The following is a 13612-nucleotide window of genomic DNA, read 5'->3' as shown; positions in this document are numbered from 1 at the left end:
GGTTTACTCCTGCACGACCGACAAGGATTTCCAACCGGAATCCAAATGCCAGTTTTTAGAAGTCAGGGCATTGATTTGGAACGGTTTGGGCAGCTTGGCGGTTGTCAGCAGCAGGCGGATTTCAGCCTTCGTGTCTTTGGCGGCCACATCACTCAGCGCGCCCTTGGACAAAACCTTCCAATTTGCGACCGCACCCACTGCGCGCAAGGCAGTTTCAAGCGTGTCGTACTCGGTAGAAAACGTACCGACGGTAACGCGATAGCGGTTGGTCAGCGGATGGAAGGATAATTTATATTGAATCGTGCTGTCGTTGTTGAGCAGCTGGTCGAACTTGAATTTATAAGACGACATAGACGGCGCTGACAGCTGCCAACTCAAATTGAAATGCAGGGGGACGCCCTGTTTAAGTGCTTCTTTAAGCTGGTCGGGCAGGTCGGTGCGGAAACGGCTGCTGACGGAAAGCTGTCCGGCATGGGTCAGCTTTGCCTCGGCACGGGTCGCACTGATGCCCTCGCCTGCCGCGTTCAGCGACACGGCAAGCAAGAGCGGTACAATCAGCGTTTTACTGCTTTTTAATAAGCGCGTAATAAAAGCCATCTTGATGTTTGTTCGGTAAAAGCACATGCGATTCGATCAACTCGGCATCGGCATGGCGGTTAAGGAATTTTTGCAACTGACCGTCGTTTTCTTCGACGAAGACCGAGCAGGTAGCCAGCAACATTCTGCCGTTTTTCGTCAGGGTCTGCCACAGCGCGTCTAATAATGCTTCCTGTTGGCGTGCGGTTTTGACGGCATCGGTCGGTCGGCGCAGCCATTTTACGTCGGGATTGCGGCGCGCCACACCCGAAGCGGTACACGGCACATCTGCCAAGACAGCGTCAAAGACCTTGCCATCATACCACGCTGTCAAGTCCTGCGCATCGGCACAAGTCAAAGAGGCCGTTTGAAAGCCTAAACGGTCAAGATTACTCTTCACCCTGTGAAGACGGCCCTCGTCTATATCCAAAGCGGTAACATGACAATCTGCCAGTTCCAAGATATGGCCCGTCTTACCGCCCGGCGCCGCGCAGGCATCAAGGATACGTTCGCCGTCTTTCGGGTTCAACAAATAGGCGGCGCGTTGCGCACCAAAATCCTGCACCGACACCAGGCCGTCTGAAAAACCGGGCAGGCGGCTGACCGGCACGGCTTCTTCCAACATCACGGCGTATTCGTCCAAAGCCTTGGCCTGAATACCTTCCGCAGCCAGTTTTTCCAAATAGCTTTCTGCATTGCCGTGTCGGCGGTTGACACGCAAAGTCATCGGCGGATGCGATTGCAGCGCGGTGGTGATGTTGTGCCAATGTTTCGGATAATGGTTTTTCAAGTAAGCCACCCACCACAGCGGCAAATTGTGTTTCGCCACATCGTCTTTTTTGCAGGAAGCCGCGAGCTTGTCGCGTTCACGTAAAAAGCGGCGCAAAATCGCATTGGCAAACGAGCGGAACTGGCCGCGACCGATTTTGGCAATGCTTTCCACCGCCTCATTGACCACTGCATGAGGCGCATTGCGCGTGTAATGCAGTTGGTACATCGCCGCCAAAAGCAGGCTTTCGAGCTGAGGATTGTCAATCGGCTTCTTCAGCATTTGTCCAAGCATATATTTCAAACTGCCCAAATAACGTTGGCAACCGTAGGCAATATCCTGCAACGCGCCGTTTTCCTGCGCCGTCAGCTGCGGATGCGCCGCGCGGATTTCCGCCAAAACATCCTGAAGATTGCGCCCTTCGGCAACCGCGGCGATGCTGTCAGCGGCCAGTTTTTGGGCGAGGGACATACTCATATTTTTGCTTTCTGATTCATATTTGATTTCAAGTGTTCGGAGGATTTTCAGACGGCCTGTTCGGCTGCCAGCAATGCCCGATAATATTCGACATCTGTTTTGGAAAAACAGCAAAAGATGATTTTTTCCACTGCCGGACATTGCGGCAGAGTTTGTTTCAAACTCTCCAAAGCGATACGCGCGGCGGCTTCGGCCGGGAAGCGGTACACACCGGTGCTGATGCACGGAAAGGCGATGCTGTGGAGATCGTGTTTCTGGGCAAGCAGCAAGGAATTGGCGTAGGATTGTGCCAATTTGGCCTCTTCATTTTGGTGTCCGCCAAACCATACCGGCCCGACCGTGTGGATGACAAAACGCGCAGGCAAACGATAGCCTTGGGTTATTTTGGCTTCGCCTGTGCGGCAACCGCCCAAAGTGCGGCACTCGTCCAGCAGCTCTTTGCCTGCGGCGCGGTGTATTGCACCGTCCACGCCGCCACCACCCAACAGCGATGAATTGGCGGCATTGACAATCGCATCGACTGCCAATCGGGTAATATCGCCCTCGACCACTTCAAAAACAGCCATTGTTTTCTTTCCTCTACGTTGGTTTCCAGCCTGTTACAAAACCGTTCCGACTTCAATCGTCCGGCCTGCCGCAAATGCCTGTATGCTCATGCGTTTGCTGCCGGAAGGCTGCAATTCGGTAATATTCAGCGCATTTTCACCGCACGCCACCAGCAAACCGTCTGAAGTGCAGGCCAACACCTCGCCTGCCTTACCCTGTTTGGCCACGACTTCGGCACACCAGATTTTCATCGGTTTGCCTTGATACTCGACCCACGCGGCAGGTACGGGGTTGAAAGCACGGATTTTTCGCTCAATCACAGCCGCGCTTTCATTCCAATCGATACGCGCCTCTTCTTTACTCAATTTTTGAGCATAGGTAACACCTTCTTCAGGCTGTTTGACCGCGTTCAGACGGCCTTCCGCCTGCAGACGCTGTAAGTCGGCAACAATCGCTTCGGCACCCAAACCCATCAGCGCGTCATGCACTTCGTTGGCAGTATCCGTAGGTTGAATGGCGTAGCGGTGTTCGCTGACCACTGCGCCGGTGTCCAAGCCGATGTCCATCTGCATGATGCACACGCCGGTTTCGGCGTCGCCGGCTTCAATCGCACGTTGAATCGGTGCCGCACCGCGCCAACGGGGCAACAGCGATGCGTGGATATTGAGGCAGCCGTGTTTGGGCGTATCCAACACATCCTGCGGCAAAATCAAGCCATACGCGGCCACCACCATCACATCCGCGCCCGTATCTTTGAGCATTTGCAGGGCTTCGGCGTTATTGCGCAACTTTTCCGGCTGCGCCACGGTCAAACCCAATTCCAAGGCAGCCTGTTTGACTGGCGATGCGGTCAACTGCATGCCGCGGCCTTTGGGGCGGTCGGGCTGGGTCAACACCAGCGGAATTTCAAAACCTGCGGCGGCGATGGCTTTCAAGGCGGCGGCGGCAAAATCGGGCGTACCGGCAAAGATGACTTTCATATTGTGTCCTTGTGGAAATGGTTTGAATGGCGCGTTGGGCAAACTATTTCAGCTGAAAAGGCCGTCTGAAAGATTGAAAACCGAAGTCTGCCTTCTGTTTTGTCTTTTCAGACGGCCTTTAAGCGATGCGTAGGTCAGATGGTGTGTTTCTGACGTTTTTTCAGTTTGGTTTTAATGCGGCCTTGTTTCAGCTGCGACAGGTGTTCGACAAACACGATGCCCATCAGGTGGTCCAATTCGTGCTGCACGCAGATTGCCAGCAGGCCGTCTGCTTCCAGTGTGAATTTCTCGCCTTTTTCGTTCAAGGCTTCAACTTTGACGCGCTCGGCACGGGTTACGGTATCGTAAATGCCCGGCACGGACAGGCAGCCTTCTTCATAAGTCGTCTCGCCATCTTTTTCGACAATGACTGGATTGATGAACACGCGCGGCTCGCTGCGGTCTTCGGTCAAATCCATCACGACGATGCGCTCGTGTACGTCGACCTGAGTGGCCGCCAAGCCGATACCGCGTGCTTCGTACATGGTTTCAAACATATCGGCAACCAATTTTTGGATGCGCTCGTCGATTTTTTCAACAGGTTTGGCGACCGTGTGCAAACGCTCGTCAGGGTATTGGAGGATGTTCAGTAAAGCCATAATATTCTCATTTTATAAAACTGATGTGTGATTTTCATACAGATTTGGTTTCCGCCGCCACAATCTCCTGTCATGACAGCAACATTCAATGCTAAAATAACGCCGAAAAATGTTAAGATAGCGCGACGGAGGCCGTTCGTTATCGTATTGATGAATGGGCGGCAGTTTCGCAAACTCCAGCCTTCTCTGTTTATCATCTGAAGACAAACCGAATCGATTTCAAGGGGAACGGTTATGCAACAACGTATTATAACCCTGCTTTGCATAGCAGGCATGGCTATTTCTGCCCACACTCAGGCAGCTTCTTTAAAAATCCGCCCCAATGCGCCGCAACGCTACGTCGTTAAAAACGGCGATACCTTGTGGGGTATTTCCGGCAAATATCTGTACAGCCCGTGGCAATGGAACCGCCTTTGGGGCGCCAACCGCAACGCCATCCGCAATCCGCACCTGATCTATCCGGGTCAGGTGTTGGTTTTACGCTACGTCAACGGCCAGCCGCGCCTGGGTTTTGAACACGCCCAAACCCGTTCAGACGGCATTCCCGTGATCAAACTGCATCCGCGCGTACGCGAAACTTCCGGCTACGGCATTCCGACCGTCAACGTCAATCTCTACCGCATGTTCATGAAACATCCGCAGATTATCGCTCCGGAAGAAACCGCCAACGCGCCGCGCCTGATTGCGGGCCCCGACAACCGCGTCCTCTACACGCAAGGCAACCGCGTGTACGCATACGGCCTGACCGAGCCCGGCCGCTACCTGACCTACCGCGTCAATAAAAACATCACTGATCCGGAAACCGGCAAATTCCTCGGTCAAGAAGTCGTGTTCAGCGGCATCGCCAACACGCTGCCTTACACCGACTCCGCATTGGAACACCGTACCCGCGCTTCTGACGAAAAACTCAAAAGCAACGAGTATTACACCCAAGTCAACAAAGCTATGAAGCTGCGCACCCAATCTGCGCAACCTTTGGTTATCGAAGAAGCGGTTTCCGAAATCCGCAAAGACGACTATCTGCTGAAACTGCCAGAAGGCCTCGACAGCTTCAATGTTATGCCTCACGCCCCTACCCGTCCGATTCAGGCCAAAGTCGTTTCCATCTTCGACGGCGTGGGCGAAGCAGGCCAGTTCCAAACCATTACTTTGGATAAAGGCGAACTCGACGGCTTGGACAAAGGCACTGTGGTCAGCCTCTACAAACGCGGCCGCCAAGTCCGTGTCAATCTGTCCAACAACCTGATTCGCAAGCCGAAAGACAAAGATACGGTTGAATTGGTTTCCATTCCGGCGGAAGAAATCGGCTTGGCAATGGTGTACCGCACATCCGACCATCTGGCCTCAGCCATTATTTTGGAAAGCCTGAACAGCGTTTCCATCGGCGATACCGCCTCCGAACCCGGCCGCGATTTGGACAATATGGCTGATGAAAAAACCATGGATAAACCGGCTGAAGACGAACAGGAAAGAGAAATCGAACTGGAAGTCCGCAGCTGATTGGGCTTTCTTAGCAGCCATCCGGCAAACAAAGGCCGTCTGAAAACCTGTTTTTCAGACGGCCTTTTGATTTCCGCCCATAAATAAATTTGGTAACGCGTTGTTTAAAGCGCAAACAATATTTCATGTCTTCAGCTATTTATTGGCTATCCCCTTTTCCATTTGTCTTTCTGCTCTGCCATTCAAATCAGAAATATGAAAAGCCCAATACGCCATTTATTGCCTGTTGATTGTTCCATCTGTTCCTTCCAATCAAAAAGGCCGTCTGAAATCTTCAGACGGCCTTTTTATCTACAACTCAAATCCGATTATTTGAATTTGTAAGTGTATTGCAAGCCCAAGATATCCGCTTTGTTTTTAAAACGGGCAGAGGATGTACCACGGCTGTCCACGTCGTTGCCGCTGGCTTTGCCGGTGCGGTAAACCGTGTCATTGATGTGGATATGGCTGTACGCCGCATCGATAACATGGTTTTTACCCAGTTGATATTTAGCGCCGACGGAGAACCAGATACGGTTGCCGTCAGGCAGGCTGTTCATGCGGTCTTCGGCGCTTTTAACCGGTGATTTGTCGAAAGCGATACCGGCACGCAGTTGCAATGGTTCGGTAACTTGGTAAGAGCCGCCGAATGCGACTTTATAAGTGTTGCGCCAGTTAGGTGTAATGACAGTACGGTCGGATTGGCCGTTGACAACTTTTTTGGTGTTTTCAAACACCAGCTCCGCTTTGTTGAAGCGGCTGTGGCGCGTCCAAGTCACATCGCCGAACAAATTGGTTTTGTCGGTAGCACGGTACATACCGTGAACAGACAAAGACTCAGGCGTTACGATTTTTACGCTGGCTTTTTCGTTCGGCACATAACCGCGTGCAGCCATTGCACCCAAATCCCAAGCGCGTTTTGCATATGCGCCGTCCGCTTCCCAATCGGCAGTGCCTTTCAGCGTATGCGATACTTTGGAACGATAGTTCACACCCACGCGCGCGCGCTCGTTGATGTCCCACATCCACGCCAGTTGATAACCGAAGCCCCAATCGTGGCCTTTTACATCGGCATGACCGTCAGCTTTGCCGGTCGCATCGACAGCAACTGGACGCCCTGCTTGACGGGAAGCCAAGCCGCTGGCCAATTGGCTGATGGCGCCGGAAGCGTCCCAGTCGGAGTATTTGCGCAATTCGGCTTTGGAATATTGGGCAATCAAACCGGCACCGACGGCGTGTTGCTCATTCAGTTTCCATGCGACTACTGGCTCGATGGCTATGGTGGTCAAACCCAGTTTGTTGATGTTGTGGCGCAAGACGGAATCTTTTTCGTATTCGGTTGCAGAGCCAAAAGGAACGTACACGCCCAAACCCAAAGTTACATCGTCGCTGGCTTTGTACGCGCCATAGATGTGCGGAGCAATGGTGGTTTCGGTAATTTTGCCACTGGTCGAGCCGCTGACATCGGCACCCGTGCGGAAGTGTTTTGCAGATTCCGCCTCATAGTGAATGCTTGGGAAAACGATATTGGCGTTGACAGAAATTTGGCTGCTGTCGATTTTGCTCAAACCGGCCGGGTTGTAGAAAATGGTTGATGCATCGGCGGCTTCGGCGGCGGCAGCGTTGGCCGTGCCTTGTGCGTTAACGGATTGTGTGCCGAAGTGGTAGCCGGAGGCTTGGACGGCGGTAGATAACAGTGCTGCGCTTAAAATAAATGCTGTTTTTTTCAGATTGAAATGAATCATTTTGTTTTACCGTGAAAGTAGCGGACAAAGAAAAAGGCCGTCTGAAACGTCCTTTATTGATTTAGTATAGGCACTCAATTCTATACTACATCATTATTTTTGCCTAATCTTTTCTTTTTTTACACAAAAAAAGCAGGCTAAAACAGCCTGCTTTTCCAATCATCGGATCACTGCAATTATTTGACCTGCAACACTTCCAGCGTATTAGTCGAACCGGATTCGCGCATTTGCGAACCACTGGTGATGATGTATTGGTCGCCGCTTTGGAGGATTTTGTGTTCTACCAGCATGGCTTCCACTTCGTTCAGCGCGGTATCGTGATCGGTACTGGTTGCCAAAATCAACGGACGTACACCGCGGTACATCGCCATGCGGCGTTGCGCTGAAACACTCGGCGTCAGGGCAAAAATCGGCAGGGTAATGTTGTGGCGGCTGACTTCGAAGGCGGTCGAACCGCTTTCAGTCAGGGCAACGATGGCTTTGGCGTGAACTGCTCGCGCCACGCTGACCGCACCGCCGGCAATCGCCAAGTTGGTGCTGACGGCTTCGGGATACTCGACCTGTTCGGCAACGCCGTTGAGCGAATCTTGTTCTTTTTCCGCAGCCGCACAAATAATCGCCATTTGGCTGACGGTTTCAAACGGATACGCGCCGACGGCGGTTTCAGCGGAACACATTACCGCATCGGTACCGTCCAATACCGCATTGGCCACGTCGCTCACTTCGGCGCGGGTCGGTACGGGGTTGGTAATCATGGATTCCATCATTTGAGTTGCGGTAATGCTGAAGCGGCGCAACTCACGGGCGCGGCGGATCATGCGTTTTTGCAGGGCAGGTACGGCGGCATGACCGACTTCCACTGCCAAGTCGCCGCGGGCAACCATAATACCGTCGCTGGCAAGGATGATTTCGTCCAGATTTTCAATGGCTTCTACGCGCTCAATTTTGGAAACCAACCCGGGGCGTACGGCTGTACTGCCTTTCATTTCTTCTTCGACTTTGGCGCGTGCAATGTGCAAATCTTCGGCGGATTTTACAAAGCTGATGGCGAGGTAGTCACAACCAATAGCAATCGCGGTTTTCAGGTCGCGGAAGTCTTTCTCGGTCAATGCACCGGCAGACAGGCCGCCGCCGCGTTTATTGATACCTTTGTTACTTTTCAGCACATGGCTGTTTTCTACCCTTGTAATAATCTTACTTCCTTCAACCGCTTCAACGGTCAACGTCAACAGGCCGTCGTCCAGCCACAAAACATCGTCGGCAGCGACGTCATTCGGCAAATCACGGTAGTCCAAACCCACCGCTTCACGTGTGCCTTCGCCTTCAAGTGTGGCATCCAAAATCAAGGTTTCACCCTTATTCAGCTCGATGCTGCCGCCTGCAATTTTGCCCACGCGGATTTTAGGCCCTTGCAAGTCGGCAAGAATGGCGATTTCCTGACCCGCACGTTTCGCGGCTTCGCGTACGATACGGGCATTTTCTTCATGAAACTCCGGCGTACCGTGGCTGAAATTGAAACGGACGACATTAAGGCCGCCGACACGGATCATGTCTTCCAACAATTGTACATTGTTGCTACCCGGACCCAGTGTGGCAACAATTTTGGTATTGTGGCTGATACGGGTTAAATCACGTTGCAATTGGCTCATGTAAACGTCCTTTCCTGTTGATTTCACGTTTGATAATGAAGAAGATTGTACTCTTAATGCAATAATGTTGGCGTAAAATTACATGATTTTCTGACTTAAACTAAATTTATTTTTGCATTAACCTACTTTTCTATCGGATACAATACACTCTCACGTCGTCATTTTTGATTTTCAGACGGCCTCCCTCATACTAATAGAATACTCAACTGATCCATGAAACGTTTTTTGACTCCACTACCCATCGGCATCGTTTTGGCTGACCTGATCTACGGTTTCGTACTTAATGTCATGCAAGGCTTAAATTTGCAACAAACCGCCTCCAACCAGTCCGGTACAATTTCCGTTACGCCCGACATTGCCTTCAACAGCCTGCAAATCGTCGCCAACGGCGGCATGATCTGCATTATCGGCTTCGGTTTGATTGTCTTGTTCCAACTCAACCGAGCTGTATTACGCCAACAAATCCTGCCCATCGGCATTTTCCGAACTCTCAGCCTGTTGGCTGTTTTGGCATTCAGCATTTCGTCTTTGTGGGAATGGTTGCATGCCGCTTTGTCGCTGCTTTCTGGGCATAATGTTTTAAACTTCAGCAACCCGCGTTATCTGGTTACCGCAGCCTGCATGCCCATCATCGCTTTCTTGTGCATCTTGCGCCTGTACAATTGGTATCGCCTGCATCGGACTGTTGCCGCTGACGACACCTCCACGACCCTCTAATCAAGTTGCAAAAAGGCCGTCTGAAACAGGAAAACCTATTTCAGACGGCCTTGTCATTATATATCTCAACGTTGATGGCTGGTTTCTACACCGGCCTTAATCTCACCATACATTTGCGAGCTGCCTCCGCTGCCTGATGCGCAGGCCGCCAAGCTCAGTGTCAAAACAGCCGCGGTCAAAATCTTCAACATTGATTTCTCTCTTTCCACAAAAATTATTTCGGATCGCAACGGAAATGGTAAGCGCAAATTTCAAATCCGTTTTTGAAGTAGAGACGATGCGCATCTGCACGGTCATGGTTAACATGGACATTCAGATGGATTTTGGTCGCACCCGTTTCCGCACCGATTTTGCGTACTTCTTCCAACAAGCGAGAAGCATAGCCTTTTTGGCGGCATTGCGGCATGGTTACGAGATCATCAATATGGATATGGTAACCGCTGGCCAAGTTATGTGCTGTATGGAAACCGCATACGGCCACGGCATTTTGTTTGCCTTCTTCAAAAATACCCAACAGGCGGTAGCCGGTTTTGCGCTGGTGCTCGTTGATTTGTTCGACAAAACGGTGAATATCGGTCAACGATGAACGCAAAATGCTCAGTGCCGCAAAAGCAGTCGCGGTTTCTTCCGGCGGAATTTCACGCAATACGCCGACCACAGGCGCGGCAGCTTGGGACTCAGGCTGCGCATTGGCCGCTTCCGCACGCTCGGCGGCATGTTTTTCTTCAATCGCCTGCGCCAACAAAACGCGCTCGACCGGCACTTCGCCCTGCTGTTTGCTCTCTTGCTCTTTGAGCAAGGCTTTGCAGTCAATCACGCGCAAATCATTATCCGCCGCAAAGTCCATCAAGAAACGGAACATTTGCGGATTGTCTTCTTCCAGTTTTTTATCGACTGCCACACAACGGACATTGTCCACCAAAATCGGGCGCACCCAATTCGAATAGGAAAGGCGGTTGTCTTTAGTAAAGGAAGACAAAATACCGCACAGGCGCTCCGCCCAGTCGCTTGGTCGGAAAATCTTGCCTTTGCTGGTTGTACCATGGATCACAACTTCATAAGGATTACACACTAACATAAGCAGCTTCCTGAAAGTAAATAGCTGAAGGAATATTTCGCCAGTGCCAACATCAGAAAAAGTTCCGATACATAGCAACAGATGATTGAAAAAATATCAGTAAGGTTTTGAAATACGACAATGATGAGACGGCTTGCCGATCCTGACAATCCGTTTCGAATTCTTTGATTATTATACCCGATACGCCTCTTTTTCTTCAAAAATCATTTGAAAAATAACAACAGGCCGTCTGAAACCAAGTATTTCGGTTTCAGACGGCCTGCATATTTTGTATATCAATACAACAATTTCTTGCGGGGCTTTTGTTCGCCACCGGATTTAATTTCCGACAAGTTGAAATTCAGTATGCTCAAATCCAAGACGCTTTCAGAAGTGCATTGATCGCCAAAGGCATTTTCATAAGTGGTCTTCAGTTTCAACACGCCGCCAAATGTCTGATCCGGCAATTCGGCAGCAAGCGCCAACATGCTTGCAAACACGCCGCCATACAATTCGCCCGATGCCAGCATATCCACACCGCCGGAAAACATCTCCAAGCGCATCACTGCATCGGCAACCAGCCTGCTCGGCAAGTGATCCGGCAAAGACTCTGCCTCAAAACGCACATTCTTCGCCAAGCCCTTACCGCTATTGCGGACAACCAAAACCAATAAATCCGTTTGACCGTCAGAACGCTGCAACGTCGCATGCAAAACAGGATGAATGCTTTCTTTTTGAATCAGCTGCTCACGGTGCAACATCTTGCTTTTTGCTTTGGATCGCGCAGAGACGACAGCCCAGATCAACCAAACCAATGCAACGGCAGAAATGGCAGTGACCAAAAGGGGAAGGTTGGTCAAATAGGCTTGCTGATTAAACCAAACTTGTGCTGCCAAAAATCCGGCAAAGAAAATCAAGACGTATAAAATTGGGGCAAACCGGCTTTGTATGGATGAGTGCATAAGTTTTCCTACATTTCGTGTCGTGTTATAAAAAATAATGCCTTTTGAGCAAATGATGTCATCAACCCGGAAGGCATTATTTTAACGTAATTTTAACGCAATTTGCTTAATATCTTGCTTTTTATGAAACTGATGTATCAAGCAGACAACTCAAACCGCACAGCTGTGTTTTCAGACGGCCTGAGATTTTTATCAGGCTTCAGCAACCGAATCACGCGAGAAGGTTTTCTCGCAATAATGACATTTCAAACGCGTCTGCCCATGATGTGAGCGGACATAAAAACGGCTGATGACCGGCTCTCCATGACTGGCACAATTGGTATTCGGGCAGCGGAATACTTCCGAAATCTCGTCCGGCAATGACAAATGCTGTTTGTCGATCACTTTAAACTGATCAATTTTGTTTACCACTGCTTCAGGGGCAAATAAAGCCAAACGGTTGGCCGCATTGGCATCCAACCATACGCCGCTGACTTTGATAATGTCTTTGCTTCCCTGCGTTTTGCTGGGCAAATTAAAGCCGACCGTAACCGCGCTGCCATAATGCAGCAACTTAAACTGTCTTAAAATGGCCAAGCCTTTACCGGCAGGAATATGGTCAATTACCGTACCTTGTTCAATCGCTTCAACGCTGAGTTTTGAGTTTTCCATCTTTCGCTCCTTAAACTTCTTCGTTCAATACCAAAGACAAAATCGCCATCCGTGCATACACGCCATTGGTTGCCTGCTCAAAATAATAGGCATGAGGTGTTTTATCCACATCCGGATGAATTTCATCTACCCTCGGTAAAGGATGCAAGACGCGCAAATTGGGTTTGGCATTCGCCAACATCGACGCATCAAGATTGAATTTACCCTGAATTTTGGCAAATTCCTGCTCATCAAAACGTTCGCGCTGAACGCGGGTCATGTACAAAATATCCGCCCATTCGACCGCTTCTTCCAAACTAGACAAAACTTGGTAAGGGCAACCGGCCTCTTCCAACTCTTCAGTAATATAGTCCGGCATCGCCAAGCTGGGAGGGGATACAAATGCGAACTCACAACCCCAACGCTTCAATGCCTGACACAATGAGTGTACTGTACGGCCATATTTCAAATCACCGGCCATCGCAATTTTCAAATTGCTCAAGCTACCTTGTGTTTCATAAATCGTTACCAAATCCAAAAGCGTCTGGCTCGGATGTTGGTTGGTACCATCACCGGCATTAATCACAGGTACGCTCGAAAACTCGGCCGCCACACGGGCCGCACCGTCTTTAGGGTGTCGCTGAATAATCGCATCCGTATAGCTAGAAATAATCCTCGCAGTATCTGCAAGCGTTTCACCCTTTTTCGCGCTGGTATTCGCACCATCAGAAAAACCGATAACTTTCCCACCCAAACGCTGTACCGCGGTTTCAAAAGACAAACGCGTACGGGTGGACGGTTCAAAAAAGCACGATCCAATCAATTTACCCTCAAGCAAATCTTCACGAGGCTGCTTTTTCAACTTCAAGGCCGTCTGAAGCAGCAATTCGAGCTGCTCCGTCGTCAAATCTGAAATTGAAATAATATGTTGCCGATAAAGCGGATTAGGCATGACCATTCCTTCCCATAAAAAAGCCCGCAACAGGCGGGCGTTTCAAGCAAACCGATTCCATCGTTGCCCGACATCATCCTCGTCGGACAATCACAACCATGTTCCTACCACACCCATGAAATCTTCCGCATTATCGCATATTTAACAGACGGCTGCTTCTTTCAAGTTTTCAGACGGACTGATACCTTTGCAAAATAACCCTCTGTACTCAACAGCTGAGACCCAAGCACAGGGATTCGGCTGTTTTCAGTTATTACCCAATAGAAACCCCCATTGGTCCAAGCTCTCATTCCCGGCCCCATACAAAGCCGCCCGTCAACCCGAACCGCAAACGGTTCGGCCTCGGGGCGGCGTCTACGGCAGTTAACCGTCAGGCTTATTTTTTCACGGCAGGCTGGGCGGCCTTAGGCGCGGCAGAAGAAACCGTCGCCTCCG

General features: G+C 50.6%; 14 protein-coding genes. 2 read left to right on the top strand and 12 right to left on the bottom strand.

The window, feature by feature from the left end:
- Window positions 1-3 precede the first annotated feature (3 nt).
- From HMPREF2608_RS01660 to def, 5 genes are all read right to left on the bottom strand, one after another.
- A complete protein-coding gene (locus HMPREF2608_RS01660; protein WP_004520180.1) occupies window positions 4-597 on the bottom strand; it encodes a DUF4390 domain-containing protein in 594 nt (197 codons plus the stop codon).
- Window positions 563-1822: a 16S rRNA (cytosine(967)-C(5))-methyltransferase RsmB gene (gene rsmB, locus HMPREF2608_RS01655; RefSeq protein WP_070825767.1), complete on the bottom strand. Its 1260-nt coding sequence runs from the start codon at window positions 1820-1822 to the stop codon at window positions 563-565. The genes HMPREF2608_RS01660 and rsmB overlap by 35 nt, the downstream gene beginning before the upstream one ends.
- A gap of 47 nt (window positions 1823-1869) precedes the next feature.
- Complete coding sequence (locus tag HMPREF2608_RS01650) at window positions 1870-2388, bottom strand: O-acetyl-ADP-ribose deacetylase (RefSeq protein ID WP_070825765.1); 519 nt, start codon at window positions 2386-2388, stop codon at window positions 1870-1872.
- Between the two features lie 33 nt (window positions 2389-2421).
- Entirely contained in the window at window positions 2422-3348 is a 927-nt protein-coding gene (gene fmt / locus HMPREF2608_RS01645; protein ID WP_070825764.1) for a methionyl-tRNA formyltransferase, read from the bottom strand.
- Window positions 3349-3482: 134 nt separating this feature from the next.
- Window positions 3483-3986, bottom strand: coding sequence for a peptide deformylase (def, locus tag HMPREF2608_RS01640; RefSeq protein WP_070583279.1), 504 nt, complete (start codon window positions 3984-3986; stop codon window positions 3483-3485).
- A gap of 234 nt (window positions 3987-4220) precedes the next feature.
- Between def and HMPREF2608_RS01635 the strand changes: the two genes are divergently transcribed.
- Window positions 4221-5486, top strand: a complete 1266-nt coding sequence (locus tag HMPREF2608_RS01635; protein ID WP_070825763.1) for a LysM peptidoglycan-binding domain-containing protein — start codon at window positions 4221-4223, stop codon at window positions 5484-5486.
- A gap of 308 nt (window positions 5487-5794) precedes the next feature.
- On the opposite strand, the gene HMPREF2608_RS01630 is transcribed toward HMPREF2608_RS01635, so the two are convergent.
- The gene (locus tag HMPREF2608_RS01630) at window positions 5795-7210 is read right to left on the bottom strand and encodes an OmpP1/FadL family transporter (protein ID WP_070825762.1); all 1416 of its coding nucleotides are present in this window, start codon (window positions 7208-7210) and stop codon (window positions 5795-5797) included.
- A 176-nt stretch (window positions 7211-7386) separates the two neighbouring features.
- Window positions 7387-8859 carry a pyruvate kinase gene (gene pyk, locus HMPREF2608_RS01625; RefSeq protein WP_070825761.1) on the bottom strand — a complete coding sequence of 491 codons (1473 nt, stop codon included), beginning with the start codon at window positions 8857-8859 and terminating at the stop codon, window positions 7387-7389.
- Window positions 8860-9072: 213 nt separating this feature from the next.
- Between pyk and HMPREF2608_RS01620 the strand changes: the two genes are divergently transcribed.
- Entirely contained in the window at window positions 9073-9576 is a 504-nt protein-coding gene (locus tag HMPREF2608_RS01620) for a hypothetical protein (protein WP_070825760.1), read from the top strand.
- Window positions 9577-9641: 65 nt separating this feature from the next.
- Here HMPREF2608_RS01620 and HMPREF2608_RS11605 read toward each other — a convergent pair whose 3' ends face one another.
- From HMPREF2608_RS11605 to pyrB, 5 genes are all read right to left on the bottom strand, one after another.
- The gene (locus HMPREF2608_RS11605) at window positions 9642-9767 is read right to left on the bottom strand and encodes a hypothetical protein (protein WP_003684698.1); all 126 of its coding nucleotides are present in this window, start codon (window positions 9765-9767) and stop codon (window positions 9642-9644) included.
- A gap of 23 nt (window positions 9768-9790) precedes the next feature.
- Complete coding sequence (locus HMPREF2608_RS01615; RefSeq protein ID WP_070825759.1) at window positions 9791-10654, bottom strand: GNAT family N-acetyltransferase; 864 nt, start codon at window positions 10652-10654, stop codon at window positions 9791-9793.
- Window positions 10655-10929: 275 nt separating this feature from the next.
- Window positions 10930-11595, bottom strand: coding sequence for a COG1361 family protein (locus HMPREF2608_RS01610; protein WP_070825758.1), 666 nt, complete (start codon window positions 11593-11595; stop codon window positions 10930-10932).
- 192 nt (window positions 11596-11787) lie between these two features.
- The gene (gene pyrI / locus HMPREF2608_RS01605) at window positions 11788-12246 is read right to left on the bottom strand and encodes an aspartate carbamoyltransferase regulatory subunit (RefSeq protein WP_070825757.1); all 459 of its coding nucleotides are present in this window, start codon (window positions 12244-12246) and stop codon (window positions 11788-11790) included.
- A gap of 10 nt (window positions 12247-12256) precedes the next feature.
- Window positions 12257-13177: an aspartate carbamoyltransferase gene (pyrB, locus tag HMPREF2608_RS01600; RefSeq protein WP_003684701.1), complete on the bottom strand. Its 921-nt coding sequence runs from the start codon at window positions 13175-13177 to the stop codon at window positions 12257-12259.
- Window positions 13178-13612 lie beyond the last annotated feature (435 nt).

This window comes from Neisseria sp. HMSC064D07 (genome assembly GCF_001837185.1).
Classification (GTDB): domain Bacteria; phylum Pseudomonadota; class Gammaproteobacteria; order Burkholderiales; family Neisseriaceae; genus Neisseria; species Neisseria flavescens_C.
The sequence above is the reverse complement of the archived record's forward strand: the minus strand, read 5'-3'. Positions and strand labels throughout refer to the sequence as shown.